General features: G+C 33.2%; 17 protein-coding genes. 16 read left to right on the forward strand and 1 reads right to left on the reverse strand.

The genetic code is table 11. The features are described from left to right. The first annotated feature begins 5 nt into the window (after nucleotides 1-5). From IGJ28_RS10080 to IGJ28_RS10105, 6 genes are all read left to right on the forward strand, one after another. Nucleotides 6-395 carry a conjugal transfer protein gene (locus IGJ28_RS10080; RefSeq protein WP_438845367.1) on the forward strand — a complete coding sequence of 130 codons (390 nt, stop codon included), beginning with the start codon at nucleotides 6-8 and terminating at the stop codon, nucleotides 393-395. Next, complete coding sequence (locus IGJ28_RS10085) at nucleotides 382-2,832, forward strand: ATP-binding protein (protein WP_438845368.1); 2,451 nt, start codon at nucleotides 382-384, stop codon at nucleotides 2,830-2,832. The genes IGJ28_RS10080 and IGJ28_RS10085 overlap by 14 nt, the downstream gene beginning before the upstream one ends. Then, complete coding sequence (locus IGJ28_RS10090) at nucleotides 2,829-4,982, forward strand: CD3337/EF1877 family mobilome membrane protein (RefSeq protein ID WP_438845369.1); 2,154 nt, start codon at nucleotides 2,829-2,831, stop codon at nucleotides 4,980-4,982. The genes IGJ28_RS10085 and IGJ28_RS10090 overlap by 4 nt, the downstream gene beginning before the upstream one ends. Further along, entirely contained in the window at nucleotides 4,979-5,995 is a 1,017-nt protein-coding gene (locus tag IGJ28_RS10095; RefSeq protein WP_438845370.1) for a bifunctional lytic transglycosylase/C40 family peptidase, read from the forward strand. Before IGJ28_RS10090 ends, IGJ28_RS10095 begins: the two co-directional genes overlap by 4 nt. A 25-nt stretch (nucleotides 5,996-6,020) precedes the next feature. Continuing rightward, a complete protein-coding gene (locus IGJ28_RS10100) occupies nucleotides 6,021-6,920 on the forward strand; it encodes a conjugal transfer protein (RefSeq protein WP_438845371.1) in 900 nt (299 codons plus the stop codon). Nucleotides 6,921-7,042: 122 nt separating this feature from the next. Continuing rightward, nucleotides 7,043-7,642 (forward strand): recombinase family protein, encoded by a 600-nt coding sequence (locus IGJ28_RS10105; RefSeq protein WP_438845372.1) that lies wholly within the window; start codon nucleotides 7,043-7,045, stop codon nucleotides 7,640-7,642. Between the two features lie 163 nt (nucleotides 7,643-7,805). Here the strand turns inward: IGJ28_RS10105 and IGJ28_RS10110 are convergent, their stop codons facing one another. Beyond that, the gene (locus IGJ28_RS10110) at nucleotides 7,806-8,966 is read right to left on the reverse strand and encodes a YSIRK-targeted surface antigen transcriptional regulator (protein ID WP_438845373.1); all 1,161 of its coding nucleotides are present in this window, start codon (nucleotides 8,964-8,966) and stop codon (nucleotides 7,806-7,808) included. Nucleotides 8,967-9,413: 447 nt separating this feature from the next. Here IGJ28_RS10110 and IGJ28_RS10115 point away from each other — a divergent pair, with 447 nt between their 5' ends. The 10 genes from IGJ28_RS10115 to IGJ28_RS10160 all read left to right on the forward strand — a co-directional run bounded on the left by IGJ28_RS10115 (nucleotide 9,414) and on the right by IGJ28_RS10160 (nucleotide 26,927). Further along, nucleotides 9,414-13,721: a Rib/alpha-like domain-containing protein gene (locus IGJ28_RS10115; RefSeq protein ID WP_438845374.1), complete on the forward strand. Its 4,308-nt coding sequence runs from the start codon at nucleotides 9,414-9,416 to the stop codon at nucleotides 13,719-13,721. An 89-nt stretch (nucleotides 13,722-13,810) separates the two neighbouring features. Next, nucleotides 13,811-19,630 (forward strand): Rib/alpha-like domain-containing protein, encoded by a 5,820-nt coding sequence (locus IGJ28_RS10120; protein WP_438845375.1) that lies wholly within the window; start codon nucleotides 13,811-13,813, stop codon nucleotides 19,628-19,630. A gap of 17 nt (nucleotides 19,631-19,647) precedes the next feature. Beyond that, the gene (locus IGJ28_RS10125) at nucleotides 19,648-19,959 is read left to right on the forward strand and encodes a hypothetical protein (RefSeq protein WP_438845376.1); all 312 of its coding nucleotides are present in this window, start codon (nucleotides 19,648-19,650) and stop codon (nucleotides 19,957-19,959) included. 52 nt (nucleotides 19,960-20,011) lie between these two features. Beyond that, nucleotides 20,012-20,224: a hypothetical protein gene (locus tag IGJ28_RS10130; RefSeq protein WP_438845377.1), complete on the forward strand. Its 213-nt coding sequence runs from the start codon at nucleotides 20,012-20,014 to the stop codon at nucleotides 20,222-20,224. Between the two features lie 285 nt (nucleotides 20,225-20,509). Beyond that, nucleotides 20,510-20,929: an RNA polymerase sigma factor gene (locus IGJ28_RS10135; protein WP_438845378.1), complete on the forward strand. Its 420-nt coding sequence runs from the start codon at nucleotides 20,510-20,512 to the stop codon at nucleotides 20,927-20,929. A 3-nt stretch (nucleotides 20,930-20,932) separates the two neighbouring features. After that, a complete protein-coding gene (locus IGJ28_RS10140) occupies nucleotides 20,933-21,187 on the forward strand; it encodes a helix-turn-helix domain-containing protein (protein WP_438845379.1) in 255 nt (84 codons plus the stop codon). A gap of 361 nt (nucleotides 21,188-21,548) precedes the next feature. Beyond that, nucleotides 21,549-21,695, forward strand: a complete 147-nt coding sequence (locus IGJ28_RS10145) for an SHOCT domain-containing protein (RefSeq protein ID WP_005339673.1) — start codon at nucleotides 21,549-21,551, stop codon at nucleotides 21,693-21,695. A gap of 65 nt (nucleotides 21,696-21,760) precedes the next feature. Further along, nucleotides 21,761-23,542 (forward strand): recombinase family protein, encoded by a 1,782-nt coding sequence (locus tag IGJ28_RS10150; RefSeq protein ID WP_438845380.1) that lies wholly within the window; start codon nucleotides 21,761-21,763, stop codon nucleotides 23,540-23,542. A 246-nt stretch (nucleotides 23,543-23,788) separates the two neighbouring features. After that, nucleotides 23,789-25,894 (forward strand): AAA family ATPase, encoded by a 2,106-nt coding sequence (locus tag IGJ28_RS10155; RefSeq protein WP_252711875.1) that lies wholly within the window; start codon nucleotides 23,789-23,791, stop codon nucleotides 25,892-25,894. Further along, complete coding sequence (locus IGJ28_RS10160) at nucleotides 25,878-26,927, forward strand: 5-methylcytosine restriction system specificity protein McrC (RefSeq protein WP_060814861.1); 1,050 nt, start codon at nucleotides 25,878-25,880, stop codon at nucleotides 26,925-26,927. Before IGJ28_RS10155 ends, IGJ28_RS10160 begins: the two co-directional genes overlap by 17 nt. The last annotated feature ends 71 nt before the right edge of the window (nucleotides 26,928-26,998 follow it).

Consider the following 26,998-nt stretch of genomic DNA (forward strand, 5'->3'; position numbering starts at 1 on the left):
AGACAATGAAGAAAATTAGAAGCTATACAGGTATCTGGAATGTCGAAAAGGTATTGTATGCCATCAATGATTTTCAGCTTCCTTTTCCAGTTACCTTCACACAAATTACATGGTTTGTTATTACTGAATTTATTATCATACTGTGTGCTGATGTACCGCCTTTATCTATGATTGAAGGAGCATTTCTTAAATACTTTGGGATTCCTATCGCTGTAACATGGTTTATATCACAAAAAACTTTTGATGGGAAGAAACCTTACAGTTTTCTAAAATCGCAGATAAGATATCGGATAAGAGCTAAAATCACTTATGCAGGAAAAGCCGTGAAACTGCATAAGCATACAGTTAATGAAAGGATAACGGCAGTTAGGAGTGTGACCTATGTTCCCCATTAAATATATTGACAATAATCTTGTCTGGAATAAAGACAGTGAGGTATTTGCTTATTATGAGCTTATTCCTTATAATTACAGTTTTTTATCAGCTGAACAGAAATTTCATGTCCATGAACATTTTCGTCAGCTGATTTCACAAAACCATGAAGGAAAAATCCATGCTTTACAGATTGCAACTGAAAGCTCCATTAGAAATATACAGGAACAGTCGAAAAAGCTTATTCGTGGAAATCTTCGACATATAGCAGAACAGACCATTGATGAACAGACAGAAGCTTTAGTTTCTATGATAGGCGATAATCAGATTGATTATCGCTTTTATCTTGGATTTAAACTTATGGTAACAGACCAGCCGTTAAATCTAGAGAATATGAAAAAATCTGTATTTTTAACCATTAATGAATTTATTCATGAAATCAATCATCATTTGATGAATGATTTTGTTTCAATGGATAATGATGAAATCAATAGATATATGAAGATGGAAAAATTATTAGAAAACAAAATTTCCCGCAGGTTTAAGATAAGAAGACTTGAAAAAAATGATTTTGGCTATCTTATGGAACACCTTTATGGAAAGGACGGTGTTGCTTACGAAGATTATGAGTATTCTTTACCAAAGGAAAAGCAGGATAAGGAAAGCGTGATTAAGTATTATGATTTGATACGTCCTACTCGCTGTCTGGTTGAAGAAAATCAGCGTCATATTAGATTAGAACATGAAGAGACAGAAAGCTATGTTACTTATTTTACAGTTAATGCTATTGTTGGAGAATTAGATTTTCCATCCAGTGAGATTTTCTACTACCAGCAACAGCAGTTCACTTTTCCTGTAGATACATCCATGACAGTTGAGATTGTAGAAAATAGAAAAGCATTAAAAACTGTACGCAATAAAAAGAAAGAACTAAAGGATCTGGATTCACATGCTTATCAGTCTGGAAGTGAAACAAGCTCAAATGTACTTGACGCATTAGACAGTGTAGATGAATTAGAAGCAGATTTAGATCAGACAAAAGAAAGTATGTATAAATTATCTTATATTATACGGGTATCTGCTCCAGATCTTGATGAATTAAAGCGTCGCTGTGATGAAGTCAAAGATTTTTATGATGATCTAAATGTCAAACTAGTTCGTCCAGCTGGAGATATGTTAGGACTGCATTTAGAATTTCTTCCTGCCAGTAAGCGATATATTAACGATTATGTCCAGTATGTGAAATCTGATTTTTTAGCTGGGCTTGGCTTTGGTGCAACACAGCAGTTAGGAGAAAGTAAGGGAATCTATATTGGCTATTCTGTTGATACTGGACGCAATGTTTATTTACTTCCTTCTCTTGCTTCACAGGGAATCAAAGGAACAGTTACTAATGCTTTAGCTTCTGCTTTTGTTGGAAGCCTTGGAGGTGGAAAATCCTTTTGTAATAATCTTTTAGTCTATTATTCGGTACTCTTTGGAGGTCAGGCAATTCTCCTAGATCCTAAAAATGAAAGGGGAAACTGGAAGGAAACACTTCCAGAAATTGCTCATGAAATCAATATTGTTAATCTAACAAGTGAAAAGAAAAATGCAGGACTACTTGATCCTTTTGTGATTATGAAAAATGTAAAAGACGCAGAAAGTTTAGCAATTGATATTTTAACATTCCTTACAGGTATTTCTTCAAGAGATGGAGAGAAATTTCCTGTTCTTCGTAAAGCAGTACGTACTGTTACCCAGAGTAATAAAAGAGGTTTGTTACAGGTTATAGAAGAACTAAGAAAAGAAAATACACCTGTATCAAGAAATATTGCAGAGCATACTGAAAGTTTTATTGACTATGATTTTGCTCATTTGCTTTTTTCAGATGGAACATTAGAAAACGCCATCAGTCTTGATAATCAGCTTAATATTATTCAAATAGCTGACTTAGTTCTTCCAGATAAAGATACGACTTTAGAAGAATATACAACCATAGAGATGTTATCGGTAGCTATGTTAATTGTCATTAGTACCTTTGCTTTAGATTTCATTCATAGTGACCGTTCCATATTTAAAATTGTTGATCTTGATGAAGCATGGGCAATTTTGAATGTAGCACAGGGAGAAACACTATCTAATAAACTGGTTCGTGCAGGACGTGCTATGAACGCAGGGGTTTATTTTGTGACACAGTCTTCTTTTGATGTTTCAAAAGAAAGTTTGAAAAACAATATCGGTTTGAAATTTGCCTTTAGAAGTACAGATATCAATGAGATTAAACAGACCTTAGAATTTTTTGGAATAGATAAGGAAGATGAAAATAATCAAAAGCGATTACGTGATTTGGAGAACGGACAGTGTTTATTACAGGATTTATATGGTCGTGTAGGTGTGGTACAAATCCATCCTGTTTTTGAAGAACTGCTCCATGCTTTTGATACAAGACCACCAATGGAATCGGAGGTGAGGGAATGAAACATAGATGGCGGAGGCTTCTGACAAAACAGAAGCTCTTTCGTTTGTTAAAGATAACAGTTATTGCAGTAGTGACGATACTGGTTTTTCTATCCTTTTTAGGAACTGTCGCTCATGCCACAGGATTAGTGGATGATACTGTTAATGTTGAAAATCTTTATTCTAAATATCCTTTAGAAAACTATACCTTAGATTTTTATGTTGATAATTCTTGGAGCTGGCTTCCATGGAACTGGTTAGACGGTATTGGAAAATCAGTTCAATACGGGCTGTACTGTATCACGAATTTTATCTGGATTGTCAGTTTATATCTATCAAATGCTACAGGCTATGTAGTACAGGAAGCCTACAAGTTGAATTTTATCAATGACATGGCGGACAGTATAGGAAAAAGTATGCAGACACTGGCTGGTGTTACAAAAACAGGCTTTTCCAGCAGTGGTTTTTATGTAGGATTTCTTTTAATGATTATTCTTATTGTGGGTATGTATGTGGCATATACAGGACTGATTAAAAGGGAGACAACAAAAGCCATTCATGCAGTAACAAATTTTCTTGTGGTGTTTTTGTTATCTGCCTCTTTTATTGCCTATGCGCCTGAGTACATTAAAAAAGTAAATAGCTTTTCATCAGATATTAGTACAGCTTCTTTAGATTTAGGAACAAAGATCATGCTGGCTGGTTCAGATCAAAAAGAAAAAGACAGTGTTGACTTGATTCGAGATAGTCTGTTTTCCATACAGGTAGAACAGCCTTGGATGTTATTACAGTTTGGAAATTCAAATAAAGAAGAAATTGGTATTGAGCGTGTAGAAGAATTAGTATCTGTTAGTCCAGATGAAGAAGATGGAGAAACCAGAGAAGGGGCTGTTAAAAGTGAAATTGAAGATTATGACAATACAAATTTAACTTTGCCAAAGGTAATTAATAGACTTGGCATGGTCTTCTTTTTGCTTATCTTTAATCTGGGAATTACAATTTTTATCTTTTTACTAACAGGAATCATGATATTCAGTCAGATACTGTTTATTATTTTTGCCATATTCCTGCCAGTCAGCTTTTTATTAAGCATGATACCAACCTATGAAAATATGGCAAAACAGGCGATTGTTCGCGTTTTTAATACCATTATGACACGAGCAGGTATTACACTGATTGTTACAGTTGCTTTTTCAATTTCCACTATGTTTTATAATATGGCAGGAACTTATCCATTCTTCATGGTGGCATTTTTGCAGATTGTAACCTTTGCAGGTATTTATATGAAACTTGGTGATTTAATGAGTTTATTTTCACTTAGCAGTAGTGACAGTCAAAGTATGGGAAGAAAGATATTTCACCGTCCTTATCGTTTTATGCGTCAAAAAGCAAGAGGGATGGAACATAGTCTTGCAAGAGCTGTTGGTGCAGGAGCTGTCACAGGTGCAGTGGCTGGAAGTAGATTTTCTAAAAATAGAGGATCTTCTTTTTCTACAGGTTCTAAAACACAGGAGAAAAGACCTTCTGGTATTTCAATAGGTAATAGAGCAGGAGCAAAGTTTGGTGCAGTTTTAGATACGAAAAACCGTGTGAGAGATAAAGCAAAAGAAGTGAAGCAGGGAATAAAAGAACTTCCAACACAGGCGGAATATGCAATTTATTCTACAAAAGAGAAAGCTAAAGGACAGGTATCTGATTTTAAACGTGGAGTTGTACAGGAAAAAGAAAAAAGACAGGCAGGGCGTGAGGATAAATGGAGGAATCAAAGAGAAACAATTGCACAAAAACGACTGGCTATGCAAAAAGCACAGGAAAATAGACAGTTTAAAAGAAAGAAGGAGACCCCATCTACAGGGAATGAATCACCTTTACATGAAAGACCTTCAACTACCTTTACAGAATCGGTTCAACGCCCTACACTTTCTAAAAAGACAGACCATTTAGAAAGAAGACCAGAAGAAACTAGAAATAATAGTGATTCTACTAAAAGACAGGAAGAAACAAAAGAGCGTCAACGTCCTAATGAAAAGATGATGAAAACACCTTCCAGTATTAAAAAACAGACCATTAAGGCAAAAAGTCCAGTAGAAAAAGCTACTGCTCCACAGCAGGTCAAAGAGAAAGAAAAGACAGCTAACATAACAAAGAAGAAAGCAGGACGTAAACCATGAAAATAAAGCATATTTCTATTATCAGTAGTTTACTTCCTGTTGCTTTGGTCATCTTATTGTTTTTTGGAATTTTGATAAGCAGTGAAGAAGAAAACAGCAGTGGTAACTTTTCTTCTGGTACTGCAAGTGCAGGAATGAATCTTTCAGCAGAAGTCCTTAAGCATAAGGAGATGGTTGAAAAATATGCGAAAGAATACGGAATTTCAGATTATGTAAATATCCTTCTTGCCATTATACAGGTAGAAAGCGTAGGAACAGCTAAAGATGTTATGCAGAGTTCGGAAAGTTTAGGATTACCAGCAAATTCTTTAGATACAGAAAGTTCTATTAAGCAGGGCTGCAAATATTTTGCCTCCCTGCTTTCTTCTGCAAAAAATCAAGGAATCGAAGATATTAATGCCGTAATTCAAAGTTATAACTTTGGTGGAGGTTATCTATCTTATGTATCTAAAAATGGAAAGAAACACAGCTATACGCTTGCGGAAAATTTTTCACGTGAAAAATCTGGAGGGAAAAAGGTCACCTATACCAATCCAGTTGCAGTTAAAAGAAATACTGGCTGGCGCTGGAGCTATGGAAACCAGTTTTATGTAGAATTAGTTAATCAGTATTTAACAGTCACACACTTTGATGATGAAACAGTACAGACAATTATGAATGAAGCCTTGAAATATGAGGGAGGAAAATATGTCTTTGGGGGTGCTTCTCCAACAACATCTTTTGACTGTAGCGGTTTAACACAGTGGTGCTTTGGAAAAGCTGGTATTTCACTGCCTAGAACTGCACAGGAACAATATGACGCTACACAGCATATTCCAATTTCAGAAGCCAAAGCTGGAGATTTAGTCTTTTTTCATAGTACCTATGACGCTGGAGAATACGTCACTCATGTAGGAATAGTTGTATCTTCTTCTCAGATGTATCATGCAGGATCTTCTGGAATTGGTTATGTAAGTTTAACAGACAGCTACTGGCAACAGCACTTGATTGGCGCAGGAAGAATCAAACAGTAAATAAAGAGAGAAAGGATTGAAAATCATGTTTAAGAAAAAAGAGAATCAGAAAAAACAAAGAAAAGAAAAAATAGCAACGATAAAAGTTGGTACACATAAGAAAAGCGTCATTATTTTATGGATTCTACTTATCAGCAGTTTATTATTTGGTGTATATAAGAATTTTACAGCTATTGATAAACATACTATTCATGAAAAAGAAATTATTGAATTAACATTAAATGATACTAATGGCATTGAAAATTTCGTTAAGAACTTTGCGAAGTCTTATTATACATGGAGCAACAGCAAAGAAAGTATCGAAGCTCGACAAACTGCAATCAGTCGTTATCTGACGGAAGAATTACAAATGTTAAATATAGATACTGTAAGAACAGATATACCTACTAGCTCCGCTGTAAAGGATGTATTGATTTGGAAAGTAGAAGAACATGGAGAGTATGAGTATATCGTTACCTACGAAGTATATCAGCAGATAACTGAGGGAGATCAGAAGAAAACAGTCAAATCAACTTATACAGTTGTTGTTCATACAGATTTAAATGGAGATATGGTAATTATAAAAAATCCAACTCTTGCCCCAGAATATGAAAAGTCAAGCTATGAACCAAAAGTTACAGAAGCAGATGGAAGTATTGATCCTATGGTAATAAAAGAAGCAACTTCATTTTTGGAAACCTTCTTCAAACTTTATTCTAGTGCAACAGATAAAGAACTCGCGTACTATGTATCTGGAAATGCCTTAAAAGAAATAAAGGGTGATTATATTTATTCAAAACTAATCAATCCAGTATTTACAAATGATGGAGAGAATCTAAAGGTAAATGTATCTGTGGAATTTATTGATAATCAGACAAAAGCTATTCAGATTTCACAGTTTGATTTAACACTTCATAAAGACAGCAACTGGAAAATTATCCAATAGCATAACAAAATAAGAATAAAGAAATAAGAAGGTTTTATTTTGATTTAACAGACTTTAAAGATCAATTTGTTTAAATGTTCCTCTAATATAATTTTTTCTTGATGAAAAAGGAGGAACAGAAAATGAAAAAATATGCTTATATAAGGGTTTCTAGTAAAGATCAAAATATTGATAGACAAGTTATGGCTATGGAAAGTATAGGTTTAATCAAAAAACAAATGATAATTGATTATCAAACAGGAAAAGATTTTAACCGACAAAACTATAGAAAACTTGTTAAAAAATTAAAAAGAGGTGATGAGCTGTATATTAAATCCATTGATCGTTTAGGAAGAAATTATGATGAAATTTTAGCAGAATGGCGCTATTTAACAGAGGTAAAGAAAATAAATATCATTGTTTTAGATTTTCCGCTATTGGATACACGGCATAAAGTAAATGGGATTACAGGAAAATTTCTTGCAGATTTAGTTTTACAGGTTTTATCCTATGTTGCACAGGTAGAAAGAGAAAATATCAACCAGAGACAAAGAGAAGGGATTAAGGTTGCAAAAGAAAAAGGGATAAAATTTGGAAGACCTAAAAAAGAATATCCAGATAACTTTGATACAGTTGCAGAGCTTTGGAAGAAAGGTACTATCACTCTTAGAGAGGGAGCAGATCTGCTGGATGTTAGCCATACTACTTTTTCAAGATGGGTGAAGCAATATAATTTTAAATAATACACTATTTAATTTAAATAGAGAAAGAACAAGGATAAAATTTCTTGTTCTTTCTGTTTAATACCTTTATTACTTTAGAAAAGATAGAATATTTTCGATTTATAACTTTCAAATTCATTATCATAAGAATTTTTTATTTGTGTTATAAATAGTAAATACTTTTTTACTCTTTGAGTAAACGTTCATTATTTTGAAATTGAAGGGGAGTAAGCCCAGTATGCTTTTTAAATATCTTTATAAAATGAGAAACATCATAAAATTTAAGTTCCTTAGCAACAGTACAAGGAGGTAACTGAGTTAATAGCAGATATTTGGCAACGATAATTTTTTGTTTTTGAATATAGTTTCCAATACTTATTCCCACTTCATTTTTAAAACAACGTCGCAATTGAGAATTTGATACAAAAAAATGCTTTGCGACATCAGAAAGCAGTAATTGGTCATAAATATGTACATCAATATATTGAATAATACGACGAACAAACAAAGAATATGAACTTATAGAAACTCCATGTAATAATTCTGTAAAATACACTATAGCACTATCACGTATAGTTAATACATCCATAACCTGTTTTTGTTTTTCAATTTCATTAATGTAATAATTCCTTACGGATAAACATTTAATAATATCCACGCCCATCTGAATACTAAACCAAGAAATTTTCTCCAGTAGAATAATACAGTAGTTTTTTTCATTTCGGATATCATTTGTTTCGGGGATAGGAAGAATACCTAGAGGAGTTTGTTGAACTAATTCAGTTAATAGAGCAGTATCCCCTTTAGCCATTATTTCCATTAAGTGGTGTTCTAAATAAAATGGTGTTGTATATGATTTTAGGGCTTCTTTTTGTAATGGATGATTATATGATTTTAATTGTTGTTTTTGATATTTAATAAGATTTTGAATGTATTTCATATAATATTCCTCTAAATGTAATGAAAATAAATTATCAATAATAACAAGTAAATCTCTAAAATCACTAGAAGAAAATACTGGTAGTTGCTTGAGATATTTTTTTTCTGATGATGTACTTGTTTTTACTATATTTTCATCGATCCCCTGTCCATTAAAGACAGGTCCAATAGAAATAAAAACATCTTGTAATGGAAAAACTAAAAAAATTTCATTAAATTTTCCATATTGGATAGAGAGTTTTTTTCTCTTATTAAATTTAATAGGAAAAGAATAAGGGAGAGGTTTAGGGGTGTCAATTCCATCAAAGACTAAAGCCTTTCCATTAATATCATAGATAGTAATAGGAAAAATAACTATATTATTTATACTTTTTAATTTTTGTAAGTTCTCTATAGATAGATCCATTCTATGCTCCTTCCATTTTTTATAACAAACTCTCACTAATTTACATATTAATAACTGGATAAAAATATAATATAAGAAATTTTTTGTATTTGTCAAACAGCATAGTTCGTTCATGGAATGTTTTATGGATAGAAGGATAGAATTTATTCCATAAGATTTATGTATATAATGATAAAATGCTGTAATATTAGTTCGTTTTCAATTATTTTGTTTCAAAATCTATACTTTTTGTTACAACGATTTACTTAATATAAAAAATACAAAAACCTCCTTTCTTCTTGGTTTTATGATATAAAAATGGAATATTTATTATTTTATTTTTTCTGTAACAAAAAGTATAGGTTTTGTTACAGTTTTATATTTTGAAGTCAAGGGGAGTGGGGGGTGATGAATAAAGCAAAAAGAGTATATAAAAAGTATAAATTCTTATGGAAAGGAGATATTTAGATGAATTACAAATATAGAGGAAAAGGGAATAAACCTCTTAAAGAAGAAAAAAGACAAGTTAAATATGGATTAAAAAAACTTAGTGTTGGACTTGTTTCCTGTATTATTGGATGTACTATCTTCTTCGGTTCTAGTGTATCTGTTTTTGCGCAGGGTTCGTATGATTCTAATACTGGCGTCTTTGAGTTTACAGAGGAAGAAGAAAAAAATGAAAAAGCCAGTGTGCAAGTCTCTTATGAATTAATAGAAGGAGAATTGGAACCTGCTATTAAATACACCTTTAGAATGAATCCGGAGCATACTAATTTGCTCGGTAGGATTCTGGTCGGATTCGTTTTGCCTCAATCTGTAAAAACACCAACAAAAATTGTGAAAACAGAGTATCGAAAAGATGGTCAGGAAGCTGAAAAGAAAGAATATAATAGTATTCAAGAGTGGATAGGAAACCAAGCTTCACAAGATTTTGGTACGAAAAATCGAACAAAAGGGTTATTTGGTGTATATGAGACTAAGGATGATAATACAGGACAAACAATAAAGGGTAATATCCAAGATTTTACTACTGTATTTAATGATCAGGTTGAATATGGATATGATAAAGATGGAGAATTCTTACAAAAAAAACCAAATGAACTTGAAGGATATCAGGAACTGATTGAATATCGTGATAAAGATGCTAGTATGATCTTTTCATCTTGGGAAAGTACTAATAAAGATGTAGAGTATGTATTTGAAGTGACTGCTCATTTAAAAGATCCAAGTAATAAGGATGCTAATTTACAAGCTCTGGGTTATATTAGTTCTGCTAAAAATGCAACAGAAGTTTCAAAATATCGTATGGCAAGTATTGATGCTACTTTAGATAGACTGGAAAAAACAGAGGGTAAAAAATTAGATACTGTGTCATTGACGGCAAACCAAGTACCGGTAATTCATGTGCAAAATCCAGGAACAGCAGGAAATCGAATTGTTTTGTACCGTGGAGAAAAGAATGAGATTCAGGATGTATGGGTAGAGGATGCAGAAGATAAAGATTTGAGCTTGGAAAACAAACATTTATCGAATGGAGAAAATAGTATAAATCCATTAGGGAAAAAAATAAATGCAACTTATGACAAAGAAGGAAAGAAAATTGTTGTAAATCCTGATTTAGATGCTACAGTAGGAATTTATAGCATTAAGATTGGTTCGGGTGAGGATGGAAGTATAAAAGTCACAGATAGTGCTGGAGGAGAAGCAAAACCTGTAGAAATCTTTGTACAAGTCAAAGCACAAAATGAAAAATATCAGCCAAGCTTAAAGGATAATAATCCAGTAGAAACAAAAGTTGGAACACCGTTTACAAATGACGATATCATCGGAAAAGTAAACGTGCCAGAAGGCGGAACAGCAACAGTTAAGGAAAAACCAAACGCAGATAAAGATGGAACAGGTAAAGCAACAGTAGAAGTTGCATATAAAGATGGATCAAAAGATACTATCGAAGTTCCAACAAAGGTAAATCCTCAGACAGAAGCTGACAAGAAACAGCCAAGCTTAAAGGATAATAATCCAGTAGAAACAAAAGTTGGAACACCGTTTACAAATGACGATATCATCGGAAAAGTAAACGTGCCAGAAGGCGGAACAGCAACAGTTAAGGAAAAACCAAACGCAGATAAAGATGGAACAGGTAAAGCAACAGTAGAAGTTGCATATAAAGATGGATCAAAAGATACTATCGAAGTTCCAACAAAGGTAAATCCTCAGACAGAAGCTGACAAGAAACAGCCAAGCTTAAAGGATAATAATCCAGTAGAAACAAAAGTTGGAACACCGTTTACAAATGACGATATCATCGGAAAAGTAAACGTGCCAGAAGGCGGAACAGCAACAGTTAAGGAAAAACCAAACGCAGATAAAGATGGAACAGGTAAAGCAACAGTAGAAGTTGCATATAAAGATGGATCAAAAGATACTATCGAAGTTCCAACAAAGGTAAATCCTCAGACAGAAGCTGACAAGAAAGCACCAGAAATCAAGGGCAATAAAGAAATTGTTCTATATCGTGGGGAAGCAGTAGGAGATACTGGATTAACTATCATAGATGATTCTGGAAAGATTGTTTCTGTGAGCTTGAAGCAATGGGCAAATAATGATCAATCTGGATTCGATTGGTTTACTGTTGATGGAGCTGAATTAAATAAGAATGGTAATGCTAAAGCAGATAGTCCATTTAAATTAATATTAAAAGGAACAGATACTAATGAAAAAGGAATAGTTCCTATTAGTTTTAAGACAGGTTTTTACACAAGATATGTTTCTGCAATAGATGGAGCTGGAAATGATTCGGCAGGGAAAAATCGTAAAGCTGGGAATCCAGCAGAAATTAAAATTTGGATTAAGGAACAGGCAGAAAAGTATGACCTTGATAAACTAGATAATCCAATAACTGTGGTAAATCCAAACAGCTTGACAGATAATGAGAAAATAGAGGTCGCAAACGCTGTGAAAGAAAAGAATCCAAACTTACCAGAAAATATAAAAGTAGAGGTAGGTAATGATGGAACAGTAACAGTCACTTATCCAGATGGTTCAAAAGATACACTATCTGGAACAGATGTGGTTGCAGAGAAAGGAACAACATTAGTAGATCCAAGTAAAGTAGATACAGATGGAGACGGCTTAACAGACGGTAAGGAAACTAAAATAGGAACAGATCCAACAAAAGTGGATACAGATGGAGACGGCTTAACAGATGGTAAGGAAACTGAAATAGGAACAGATCCAACAAAAGTGGATACAGACGGAGACGGATTCTCAGATGGAGAAGAAGTTGAGAAAGGAACAGATCCACTAGGTGCAGATTCAAAACCAGTTAAACCAGTAGATCCAAGTAAAGTAGATACAGATGGAGACAGCTTAACAGACGGTAATGAAACTGAAATAGGAACGGATCCAACAAAAGTGGATACAGACGGAGACGGATTCTCAGATGGAGAAGAAGTTGAGAAAGGAACAGATCCACTAGATGCAGATTCAAAACCAGTTAAACCAGTAGATCCAAGTAAAGTAGATACAGATGGAGACGGCTTAACAGACGGTAAGGAAACTGAAATAGGAACAGATCCAACAAAAGTGGATACAGATGGAGACGGATTCTCAGATGGAGAAGAAGTTGAGAAAGGAACAGATCCACTAGATGCAGATTCAAAACCAGTTAAACCAGTAGATCCAAGTGAAGTAGATACAGATGGAGACGGCTTAACAGACGGTAAGGAAACTGAAATAGGAACAGATCCAACAAAAGTGGATACAGACGGAGACGGATTCTCAGATGGAGAAGAAGTTGAGAAAGGAACAGATCCACTAGGTGCAGATTCAAAACCAGTTAAACCAGTAGATCCAAGTAAAGTAGATACAGATAGAGACAGCTTAACAGACGGTAAGGAAACTGAAATAGGAACGGATCCAACAAAAGTGGATACAGACGGAGACGGATTCTCAGATGGAGAAGAAGTTGAGAAAGGAACAGATCCACTAGATGCAGATTCAAAACCAGTTAAACCAGTAGATCCAAGTAAAGTAGATACAGATGGAGACGGCTTAACAGACGGTAAGGAAACTGAAATAGGAACAGATCCAACAAAAGTGGATACAGATGGAGACGGATTCTCAGATGGAGAAGAAGTTGAGAAAGGAACAGATCCACTAGATGCAGATTCAAAACCAGTTAAACCAGTAGATCCAAGTGAAGTAGATACAGATGGAGACGGCTTAACAGACGGTAAGGAAACTGAAATAGGAACAGATCCAACAAAAGTGGATACAGACGAAGATGGATTCTCAGATGGAGAAGAAGTTGAGAAAGGAACAGATCCACTAGATGCAGATTCAAAACCAGTTAAACCAGTAGATCCAAGTGAAGTAGATACAGATGGTAAGGAAACTGAAATAGGAACGGATCCAACAAAAGTGGATACAGACGGAGACGGATTCTCAGATGGAGAAGAAGTTGAGAAAGGAACAGATCCACTAGATGCAGATTCAAAACCAGTTGCACCAGTAGATCCAAGTGAAGTAGATAGAGATGGAGAGGATTCTTCTCAACAGGGAGAAAAAGAATCAGATTCAAAAGATCAAAAATCGACTTCTAAAACAGAAAATGCTGGTAAATCTACTAAAGGAAGTAAACAAGCAGTGAAATCATCAGGAAAGCAAGGTAAATTACCACAAACAGGTGATGTGGCAAGTCCTTTAGGATTCCTTGGTTCTTTATTAGCTAGTGCAGGTGCTTTACTTGCCTTTGGCAAAAGAAGAAAAAAATAAAATGAAGTAGAGTAATTTCTAGCTTCACAAAGTAAAGGCAAGGGAGTGGGAATGAACCGCTCCCTTGTTGTAATTTATGGAGGGGATTTATGAATAAGAAAACTTATCTGTTTATAAGTTTATACAGTATATTAACAGTTCCTTTATTCTATGAACAGCCTATATATGCTCAAGAAAATACCAAAATTCCGTTGACTTTAGAATCAGCAAAATTAATTTCAGAAGGTAAAATTCGTTTAGAAGGGGGGCAAGTAGATTCTCTTTTATATAAAGGAATATTGTTATCTCCAGATAAAGATAATGATTTAGATGGGGTGTTAAATTCTGCTGAGATTTATACTTATATGAAAGATGGAAAACAATACTACGGGTATTATAGTCACCCGTTGCTTAATGATACAGATGGAGATGGTTTATCAGATAAAGAAGATGAGAATCCACTTGTATGGAATATATCTTTAAGAGATATGGTTATGTTTATGGAATTAGTTTATCGTGACGATGATTATATTCATAAGGTTTTAGATGAAAGTAATGAATTAACAGATTTATATGATAACCGATTAGAATATTCTATGATGTACAATGAACTATCTAGATTTTGGGAAGTAAAAGAAATTCATCATTTAAATGAAGGTTTTGACGCTATTTTATTTGAAACTAAAAGTAATTATCCATATTTAGAAGATGGAACAGTACAGGTATTAGGAATCAGAGGAACAAAAGGTGCAAGTGATTTTGATGATGATTTAGCCATATTTGTAGGAGCAAATCCAAAACAGGCAATTGTTTTGGAAGAACTTCTAAAAAACTATGATACGAATAATAGTGTTAGTAATCTTTATGTTACAGGTCACTCGTTAGGTGGATACTTAGCACAGAGGGGACTTATTGAAGCACAGAGAAAAGGCTATGACTGGTATAAACAAGCTTATACCTTTAATTCCCCTAAAATCAAAGGGAATTTATTTAATAGTTGGCTTGATGATATAGCGGATAAGGGAAATGAATTAACTAAAGAAGGTAAAGCAGTCCATCATATTGTTGATAATGACAGTACAGTTGGTATGGTAGGAACATTTGAGGGAGCTATAAGTGTTGGAAGATCTTCAAATGGGCATGGATCTAGAACATACTTTGAAGAACTGATCAATAAACTACCAGAATTTTCAGTTGGCAAACGAACAACCATGAATGGAACAGGGTATGAAGAAGAAACACTTAAGGATCTGAATTTCAATGAAACAGTAACGGATAGTCAAGTTTATACGGATATTGAAGTAGAAACCGAAGAAATTATAGAAGGAGAATCTGTTGATTTAACAGATAATTTAAGTGGCATACCAAGTGATGGAAAGATAGAAGATTTGACTGATTATTCGGCAATCAATTTAACAAAATCAGGTGACTATAGTGGAAAGGTTCGTGTGACTTTTTCAGATGAGAGTGTGAAAGAATTTACTGTACCTATTGTTGTTACTGCAAAAGAAACTCATGTAACGAATACGATTTATGTCAGAAATGGTGGAGTATATGATTTAAGTGGTAATGGGTCAAAAGAAGCTCCATATGGCAGTATTTTATATGCTATTGAACAGGCAAAAGATGGGGATACAATCATTCTAACAGAAGATATTTCCTTAAATGGGACAAAAGACCTTGTGATTGATAAACAGCTTACAATTGATGGTAAGAATTATGGTATTTACTTACGTGGTCATAATATTGTTTTGGAAAGTAATACTGTCTTGAGAAATATTGGTTTACGATTTTTAACAGATGGAGCAATTAATCTTGAACGATTAAATATTGGAAAAATTATTGTGAATGATTATGAATTAACAATGGATAACGTGAATACCTTGGTAGGTAGAAATCAAAGTGATGATAGACCAATGTTAGTTGCTGGAGGTATAGATAATACCAATCAAAGAGGAACTGGAGCAAAAATTAAACTGTTAAATTCTACTTCAGAAACACGATTTAAAAGTATTGTATTGGGAAATTTATCTGGAGAGAAGCGAACGTCTACAGACCTAGAGATAGATGGATTTGCGAGATCAGATTTAGGAATGATGGCTTCTAGTTTCAATCAAGATCCAATTACTGGTGAAGTAAAAATTCAGTTAAACGGCAGTAAAGTGTCACGCCTAGTTAATGGTGAAAAGGCTTCGTCTGTTAAAGTGATAGTTGGTAAAAATCAAAGTATCTATAGTGCAAATTTTGATCAGATAACAGATCTTGTTCTTGAAGAAGGTGCAACAGTAATACTAGCTGATAGTAATCAGAATCTTGGAAAAGTTATAGTGAATAAGGGAGCCAGTCTTAATTTACAGGATTCTCCAGAGACAAAAACAACGACTATAGAGACAGAAGGAACAATTACAATTGACCCAAATAATAATAAACTTATAGTTACAGATACGATTAAAGGAAATGGAATATTCAGGATTCAGGTGTGGGGAGGTATTCCAGAGTTAGATCGAGAAATTATTCATTTTACAAATGGAAAGCCAAGTAATATTCATACAGATATTTGGAACCCGTTATATGAAATTCATAAGGGAGCCACAGGGTATAGCTTGGTTAAAGCAACAGATATTTCTATGGAAACAGATAAGTATGATCCTAAGAAACCAGTAGAAAAACTGGAAGTAGAAGATCCAACAAAGGTTTCAGAAGATGAAGAAAAGGCACTTGTAGAAGTTATGAGAGAAGTCAATAAGGACTACCTGCCTAAAACTGTTAAATTTTGGATTGAACCAGAAGAAGGATTGATTGTCCTTTATGAGGATAGTTCAGAAGATATTATTCCTCTAGATGAATTGATTAAAAAGAAAGAAAAGACTTCGGATAATGATAAAGAGGAATTAATAGAAGGTATAAAATTAGAGGAAATACCAAACATACCAGAAGAGAACATTCTAAAAGAAGAAGTGTATCAAGGGGATTCGATTAATTTAGAAGACAATATACAAGGATTGCAAAAGGAAAGTAAGATTGAAGTAATTGAGGCAGTCACAAGTGAAACAGCAGGAGAATTTGAAGCGAAAGTAAAAGTAACATTCAAAAATGGATCAAGTAGAATTATTTCAGTACCAGTAACAGTAAAAGAGAAAATCAGCGCAAGCATAATAGAAGAAATACCAAACATACCAGAAGAGAATATTTTAGAAGAAGAAGTATATCAAGGAGAGCCAATTACTTTAGAGGATAACATTCAAGGCTTGCCAGAAGGAAGTAAATTAGAAGTAGTTGAAGAAGTCACAAGTGAAACAGCAGGAGAATTTGAAGCGAAAGTAAAAGTAACATTCAAGAATGGATCAAGTAGAATTATTTCAGTACCAGTGACAGTAAAAGAGCGAATTAGTGCAGGAACCATAGAAGAAATTCCAAATATACTAGAAGAAAATATTTTAGAGGAAGTAGTATATCAAGGAGATCCAATTACTTTAGAGGATAACATTCAAGGTTTGCCAGAAGGAAGTAAATTAGAAGTAGTTGAAGAAGTCACAAGTGAAATAGCAGGAGAATTTGAAGCGAAAGTAAAAGTAACATTCAAAAATGGATCAAGTAGAATTATTTCAGTACCAGTAACAGTAAAAGAGAAAATCAGCGCAAGCATAATAGAAGAAATACCAAACATACCAGAAGAGAATATTTTAGAAGAAGAAGTATATCAAGGAGAGCCAATTACTTTAGAGGATAACATTCAAGGCTTGCCAGAAGGAAGTAAATTAGAAGTAGTTGAAGAAGTCACAAGTGAAACAGCAGGAGAATTTGAAGCGAAAGTAAAAGTAACATTCAAGAATGGATCAAGTAGAATTATTTCAGTACCAGTGACAGTAAAAGAGCGAATTAGTGCAGGAACCATAGAAGAAATTCCAAATATACTAGAAGAAAATATTTTAGAGGAAGTAGTATATCAAGGAGATCCAATTACTTTAGAGGATAACATTCAAGGTTTGCCAGAAGGAAGTAAATTAGAAGTAGTTGAAGAAGTCACAAGTGAAATAGCAGGAGAATTTGAAGCGAAAGTAAAAGTAACATTCAAAAATGGATCAAGTAGAATTATTTCAGTACCAGTAACAGTAAAAGAGAAAATCAGCGCAAGCATAATAGAAGAAATACCAAACATACTAGAAGAAAATATTTTAGAGGAAGTAGTATATCAAGGAGATCCAATTACTTTAGAGGATAACATTCAAGGTTTGCCAGAAGGAAGTAAATTAGAAGTAGTTGAAGAAGTCACAAGTGAAACAGCAGGAGAATTTGAAGCGAAAGTAAAAGTAACATTCAAGAATGGATCAAGTAGAATTATTTCAGTACCAGTGACAGTAAAAGAGCGAATTAGTGCAGGAACCATAGAAGAAATTCCAAATATACTAGAAGAAAATATTTTAGAGGAAGTAGTATATCAAGGAGATCCAATTACTTTAGAGGATAACATTCAAGGTTTGCCAGAAGGAAGTAAATTAGAAGTAGTTGAAGAAGTCACAAGTGAAATAGCAGGAGAATTTGAAGCGAAAGTAAAAGTAACATTCAAAAATGGATCAAGTAGAATTATTTCAGTACCAGTAACAGTAAAAGAGAAAATCAGCGCAAGCATAATAGAAGAAATACCAAACATACTAGAAGAAAATATTTTAGAGGAAGTAGTATATCAAGGAGATCCAATTACTTTAGAGGATAACATTCAAGGTTTGCCAGAAGGAAGTAAATTAGAAGTAGTTGAAGAAGTCACAAGTGAAACAGCAGGAGAATTTGAAGCGAAAGTAAAAGTAACATTCAAAAATGGATCAAGTAGAATTATTTCAGTACCAGTGACAGTAAAAGAGCGAATTAGTGCAGGAACCATAGAAGAAATTCCAAATATACTAGAAGAAAATATTTTAGAGGAAGTAGTATATCAAGGAGATCCAATTACTTTAGAGGATAACATTCAAGGTTTGCCAGAAGGAAGTAAATTAGAAGTAGTTGAAGAAGTCACAAGTGAAATAGCAGGAGAATTTGAAGCGAAAGTAAAAGTAACATTCAAAAATGGATCAAGTAGAATTATTTCAGTACCAGTAACAGTAAAAGAGAAAATCAGCGCAAGCATAATAGAAGAAATACCAAACATACTAGAAGAAAATATTTTAGAGGAAGTAGTATATCAAGGAGATCCAATTACTTTAGAGGATAACATTCAAGGATTGCCAGAAGGAAGTGAATTAGAAGTAGTTGAAGAAGTCACAAGTGAAATAGCAGGAGAGTTTAAAGCAAAGATAAAAGTAACATTCAAGAATGGATCAAGCCGAATTGTTTCAGTACCAGTGATAGTAAAAGAACGAATCAGTGCAGGAACCATAGAAGAAATCCCAAGTATTCCAAAAGAAAATATTTTAGAAGAAGAAGTATATCAAGGAGATCCTATTGATTTAGAAGATAATATTCAAGGTTTGTCAGAATTAAGTAAATTAGAAGTAGTTGAAGCAGTTACAAGTGAAAAAATAGGAGAATTTGAAGCAAAAGTAAAAGTAACATTCAAGAATGGATCAAGCCGAGTTGTTGTAATACCAGTGATAGTAAAAGAAAGAGATACTACAAGTATTGACAGAGAAAAAGATGAAAATGAAAGTGATTCAGAAAATATAAAATTAAAATCAGAAAAAGAAACAAACCAAAGGATAGAAAAAATATCAAGTATTTCTAAAAAGGATGTTTTAGAGGAAGAAGTTCATCAAAATTCACAAATTAATTTAGAAGAGAAGATTCAAGAATTAGCAAAGGAAAGAAGATTTTCTAAAAGTAGACTTCCTAAAACAGGAGATGTTTCAAATACAGTTCCTTTATTAGTAGGAGTGGTCTTAAGCATTGTCGGCTTATTTGGATTCTTTTTAAAACGTAAGAATAAAAGAGAAGAATAAAAAAGCAGGAGGAGGTTATGAATCATCATATTAAAAACTCTGAATGTATTGAGATAAGATATATAGTGTATTATAAAAATCTAATTAAAGAAATTTTAAGAGATTTAAACACAGAAACCTTTGATCAAAGTGTAAAATTTTTAAATCATATCATGATAAAAATTCATCATTTTCAAGAACTGTGTGTCAGTAATAAAACTGGAAAATCTTATATAGAAATGATTAGAAAAGTAGAGGATAGGCATTCTTTTTCAGATATATTAGAAAATGAAGAAATAGATGTTTTAGATTTGTTCATACAAATTCATTTTCTATTTGTTAGTAAGTAACAGAAAAGAAGTTTTTAAGTCAAGTTTATAATAAGAAAGTGAGTTATAAAGTATGTTTGGAATAAATTGGTTAGGCATTAACAAAGGGGATATAAAGGCAATTTTAAAATCTTGTGCGAAATCACAAAGAATGTCATTATCTGAGTTTAGAGCATTTTTGCAGGAAACAATAGATGAAGAAATGTATAGTGACGATCCAGAAGTGCAAGAAAATTTTAAAAAGCATTTTGGGAATAAAAGACCTACTCCAGAAGAGTATATATAAAGTAATGAAACATTCTAAGTTTAAATTCTAATAATAATGATAATAGGATATTACGATGAAAAATGATATAACTATTAAATATTTCTTTATACCTTTTCTTTAAATAATTAAATATAACATGGCTTTAGCCCGTACAGACAATAGTTTTGTGCGGGCTTTTTTAGTACCCGAAAAAATTTTTTGAAAAATTTTCAAAATAGGCTATTAAATCACACTTTGCTGTACAGATATGGAGTGGAAAGGGGGAAATACTTTTCAAGTCATAGCTGGAAAGGGGGTGAGATTGTGAAGCCTTCTGATTTCCAAAAGACAATACAATGTCAATTTGATTGCAAATTAAAAAAAGTTGTAAAAGGTATTCTTAAAAATTATCAAAAAGAACTGAAACGTCGAAAGAAAAAAGAAATATCTTTTAGCGAATTACCAGATATGACTGTTGAAAATTTTGCTGTATCTGATGACTATGATACAGATTATACATTCTTTTCAGTATGTGGAAGTGATATTCGAATATATGATGATGAACTTGCCAAAGCATTGAAGGTTCTGCCAGATAGAAAACGTAATACTTTGTTGATGTATTACTTTTTGGAAATGACTGAAAGTGAAATTTCCAACTTACAGAAGATTGCACAAAGTTCTGTATTTAAAAATAGGCATAGTGCTTTAAAAACTATGAAAGAATTACTTAAGGAGGAAAAGTAGAAGATGAAACAATTATTTAAGCAACCATCATATTATTTGATTTCATCCGCAGTTGATGGTGACACAAAAGCCATTGAAAAAATACTGGCATTTTATGATCCATATCTATGCAAGTGCTGTCTACGTCCACTATATGATGAATATGGAAATATTCATATTGTTGTGGATATGGATCTAAAGGGACGTATAAGAGAAGCGTTAATTAAAATGATTTTAACGTTTGATATTGAGAACATAGCATTAGAAACAGAAGAATAAATCGTTATTGTCAGAGTGTAATGTTATATTTTTTTCCTCTTTCCAGCTCTGTAACGATTGTTCAAATATGAAAGTACTGCTTTCAATATAGATCTTTGAAAACAGAATAAAGTAGACAGATACGTTTGTGAGGTAGCAAGCCACGGGAACTGTACGCCATGACCTTTATAAAAAAGCGAGCGATTTAAGCAGTGATCCGAAAGTGACAGGTGGAAACGTTGCTTTGCCATGACCTACCTTAACAGAATAATGATACGTCCGCATGGCGCGGTTCTGCCCATAGGAATGGGAATAGTTGAAATACTAGCGGAGCTTTCCAAAGCCATCTGTCTGTTTATATATAAAGCAAGGGGGATTTTATATGGAGAAAAAGTTAATACGATATAGTATGCAGATTGCCATGTTAAACCAGCTTCTTGCCCGCAAAATGATTTCTGAAAAAGAATATGCTTTAGTAAAGTCAAAACTTATGCAAGATTATAAAATTGTTTCAGATATAACTGCTTGAATTGTAATTCTTGATTTTATATAATTACAATATAAAAAGGAATACAAAATAAAAGGAGTGGTTTTATGAAAGAAGTAGAAGTAATCAAAGCAAGGAGTGATTTGCAAACTCGTACAAGAGGAAAAACAATTGAACGAATGCGTGTTGGTGCATATTGTAGGGTTAGTACGGATAGTGAAGATCAGTTAAACAGTTATAAGTCACAGGTAACATATTATGCAGATATGATTAAAAAGAATACAAAATGGGTGCTTGCAGACATATATGCGGATGAAGCAATTACAGGTACACAAGTGACAAAAAGAGAAGACTTTCAGCGTATGATAAATGATTGTATGAATGGAGAAATTGATATGATTATTACTAAATCAATTTCTAGATTTGCAAGAAATACGTTAGATACTTTAAAATATGTTCGAATGTTAAAAGAACGTAACATAGCTGTCTATTTTGAGGATGAAAAAATAAATACATTAACTATGGATGGAGAGTTACTCTTAGTAGTACTTAGTTCTGTGGCACAGCAGGAAGTTGAGAATATATCTGCAAATGTAAAAAAAGGCTTAAAGATGAAAATGAAACGGGGAGAGTTGGTTGGATTTCAAGGATGTCTTGGTTATGATTATCATAAAGAAACGAAGACTATTACTGTAAATAAAGAAGAAGCCGAAATTGTACGTTATATTTTCAAAAGATATGTTGAAGGTGCTGGGGGATCTGTTATTTCACAGGAACTCGAAAATTTAGGATATAAAACTAAATATGGTAGTTCTAGATGGGTACAGTCAACAGTCATTGGAATTATCAAGAATGAAAAATATAAGGGCGATTTATTACTTGGAAAAACTTTTACAGTTGATCCAATCTCAAAACGAAGATTAGAAAACTTTGGAGAAGAAGATCAATTTTATATTCGAAATCATCATGAGCCGATTATTAGTGAAGAAGTTTTTGAAAAAGCACAAGAAATTCTTGCTAGAAGAAGTATAAATAGAGGAAAGATTGGAGACGGTAATACAAAAAGAGAGAAATATAGTAGAAAGTATGCTTTCAGTTGTATTTTGGAATGTGGTTTTTGTGGAGATACTTTAACCAGACGTAATTGGCATAGTAATTCACAATATAGTAAAGTTATATGGCAATGTGTGACTTCTACAAAAAAAGGCAAGAAATATTGCAAGCATAGTAAAGGTATTCCAGAAACTGCTATTGAAGGAGCTTTTGTAGAAAGTTATCGCTTGTTATGTGATGATAATAAAGATGTTATGGAAGAGTTTTTGCAGAGAATAGAAGATACACTTAATAATAGCGTGATATCAAAAAAATTAGAGAAAGTAGAAAAAGAGATAGGTATATTAGAGAAGAAAATGAGTAAACTTGTAGATATGCGCTTAGAAGAAGTTATTGATAAGGAAACTTATGAAAGTAAATATCTTGATTTGGTAAGTAAGCAAGATAAGTTAATTGTAGAAAGAAAAAAAATTAAAGAAACTTCTGATAATGAAAAAGATATAAAAAAACGATTGAAAGTGTTTAAGAAAACTTTAGAACAGAATGAAGTTCTTGATAAATTTGACCGCCATGTGTTTGAGAGCATTGTCGAAAAAGTGATTGCAGGCGGACTTGACGAAAATGGAAATGTTGACCCTGCACAGCTTACATTTGTTTACAAAACGGGATTGAAGAATAGTGTAAATGGTGCAAGATTCAAGCCACAAAGAAAGAATGCAAAAGGACGAAATATAATAAATAATTTGTGTTCACATGAAAGCAACAGGGATAATAAAATGTGTTCTATTAGTAGTAATGACACATGTGGAATGTGTGGTCTTGTTGACACGTCTTGAAAATAGATAGAGTGAGATATGATATACTGAGAGTTGGGACATTTTGGTTCTGGCTCTTTGTTTTAGTTTGGAGAAACAGATTGATAAGGTGAAAAGATATAGATTAGGAAATAAGTTGGAGAATGGTATAGCTGGGTGCGTGAACAAAATTTTTAGTATTCATAACAGTTTTGGATGATATACAACAAAAAAATTTTCCGTGATATAATTGAAGATACTTTTATTTGTTCTGGTGAGGTGGATTAGATGGGCAATTCAATGGAAATACGTAAACAACTTTTTAGGGACTGGGCAAAAGATAACCTAGGTGAGAAAACTGGGATCTGGTACACACCGTATCTTGAAAAACTTGGGTTATTGTTGAGCAAATTTGAATTAAGTAACAGCTATTTTGAAAATTTTTTTTACTACGAGACATATGATGAGTTTAAAGAAGTATATCAGAAGATTACTGGAGATAAGGACAGTTCATTATTAGAACTGATGAAAGGGAAAAGGAAAAAATACACTAAGGAATTTGTAAAGATCAACGAATCCTTTAAACGTCATTATGCACAAATGGATTATGACAATGGGAATCGAAGCCAACCGACTAATTATGGTGGTATAGCGCAGTTAGGAACAATCTTGAGATCATATCTAAAGTTTTTGTACTATACTGAAAATCCAGAAAAGATTTACCCGAAGAGAGAACAAAAGTCTTCGAGCTTAGATGGTCAAGTTGATGACAGTGTGAATTACTGGCTCTATGTTCCAGGCGATGACGCTAATCTTTGGCAAGAACTTTTTCAATCGGAAATCATAGGGTTTGATTGGGACTTTCTTGAAGATTTAAATCAATATGAGAATAGACTTGACATCCAGAAGGCTATCTCAGAACATCGGAAAGATAAAAAAAATTCATTAAATGAAGCAAAAGAGATTTGGGACTTCTACAGAGAAATTAAGCCTGGTGACATTGTTTATGCAAAAACAAATGGTAACCATATTGTTGGAAAAGGTGTTGTTAATGGAGATTACTACTTTGATAGCAATGTTTCAAAATATAAGCATCGTCACAATATAGACTGGACGAATAAGGGGTCATGGAACTTAAGCGACCAAGTTTCACAAAAAATGCTGACTAACCTCAATAATTATCCTGATTTTATTGTTTACTTGGATCAGCACATCAATGGAGAGCCAATTGATGAAAAGTTACATTTAATTAATGAATTCAAAGTTTGGCTTTCGCAACAGGTACAGCAAAATGGAGAATTATTAAATGATAAAACTATCAGTCAAAAGATTTCTTCTCTCAAAAGTATTGAAGTTACGTTTACAGTGATTATTTTCGGTGAAACTGATACCGAAGCGTTAAAGAATATCAAGGAAACGGTTCTTAATGATGAAACCTACGACAGATACAAGGGTGTATCAGGAAGTTCTATTGACTATTATATTCGATATGTGGAATCAAGACCATCAGCTAGAGAGAATGAATCATATTCCAGAGAAGATTTTCTTTCAGAAGTATACATTGATGAACATGCTCTTGGAAAGCTTCAATCAGTTTTACAAAATAAGAAAAATTTGATTTTGAAAGGTGCTCCCGGAGTAGGAAAAACTTTTATCGCTGACAGATTGGCATATCTAATGATGGAAGAGAAAGATGATTCGCGGATTCAAATGATTCAATTCCATCAGAGCTATAGTTACGAAGATTTTATTGAAGGATATCGCCCCAAAGTGGATAGTGATGGTTTTGAATTGAAACAAGGACCATTTGTTAAATTTGCACGTAAAGCTTCTCGTGATCCTGAAAGAGATTACTTTTTCATCATTGATGAAATAAACCGTGGGAACATGAGTAAGATTCTAGGAGAACTCATGATGTTAATTGAGACTGACAAACGCGGCAAATCAGTCAATCTGCTCTATTCAAATGAAAAATTTTCAGTACCGGCCAATCTTTATATTATTGGTATGATGAATACAGCCGACAGAAGTCTAGCATTGCTGGATTATGCATTGAGACGTAGATTTTCTTTTTATGATATAGCACCAGCTTTTGAAAATTCAACGTTCACTGAATATATCAATAATATTGGTTCACCGATTAAGATGATCAAAGTAATAGAAATAATCATATCTCTAAATAAAACCATTATAGCTGAGCTTGGTAAAGGTTTCCAAATCGGTCATAGCTATTTTGTTGGTGATGCATTTTCCATAGACGCAGAATCAAGACTTATTGAAGTAGTAGAATATGAAATTATTCCTCAACTCTATGAGTATTGGTTTGATGATGAATATAAAGCTGAGAGCTGGGCGAATAAGTTAAGGAATGCTTATGATGGAAAAAAACTCTAAGATACCGATTCGAAATATCTATTACATGCTGTCTTATGCTTACCAAACAATTGGACTATCAGAATATCAACGAATGAATGTTGAGCAGTTTGATAACGTGAAAGGTTTATACATTGAGATTTTGAAAATCGGTCTTCCTGTTTTAATTCGAGGTGGTCTAATTAAAGATTACGTTCAAGAAACTGATAGGACAACAGTCATCAAGGGGAAAATTGATATTGGTTCTTCCATCAAGCAAAATGCCCTGGTGGATAAAAAATTAGTAGTTCTATACGATGTGTTCTCTGAGGATGTGCTTCTAAATCAGATTTTAAAGGCAACAATTCAATATCTCTATAAATTACCAGATATTTCAAAGCCAGATAAGAGATTTTTCTTTGGGTTATTACCATATTTTTCCGATGTAACAGACATTGAGCTATCACTTAGACTTTGGAAGAAAGTTGAATATAATCGACAAAATATACGTTATCAGTTTCTTATTGATGTCTGTAGATATTTGTATGAAGAGTTACTCTTGGATGAGTCGAATGAAGAGCAATGGATAAGAGAAATGAAAGATGAACAGCGATTATCGTCACTCTACGAAAAATTTGTATTTGCTTTCTATAAACGTGATACCTGCTACAAAGTGACACACCCACAAATTCCATGGATAGTAGGGGATGGTTTCATTGAAGCTTTGCCGAATATGCAAACTGACATTGTTTTGAGTGATGGTGCTAAGACCTTAATTGTGGATACAAAGTTTTATTCTGAGAATATGGCGACCAGATTTATTGGGAGCGATGCAAAGCAAAAGACTGCTAATCTTTATCAAATTTTCACTTACGTTAATAACTGGATTTCAAAAGATGGTGAAGTAGTAGGAGGCATGCTCCTCTATGCTAAAACGATAGAGGAACATCAGCCAAACCATCACTATGAATTAAATGGCTATCCGATTAGTGTAGTGACACTGGACTTGAATCAAACTTTTGAAGATATAAAAAATGAATTGTTGAAACATGCCTCCCAATTTTTCCAACCTTGACCTATTTTCTAGGCAAGGTTTTTTTTGAAAAACTAGATCAATAAAATTATCAAATAACTGTATCGATTACA

The sequence above is a fragment of the Enterococcus sp. AZ091 genome (assembly GCF_051714805.1).
Taxonomy (GTDB): Bacteria; Bacillota; Bacilli; order Lactobacillales; family Enterococcaceae; genus Enterococcus_D; species Enterococcus_D gallinarum.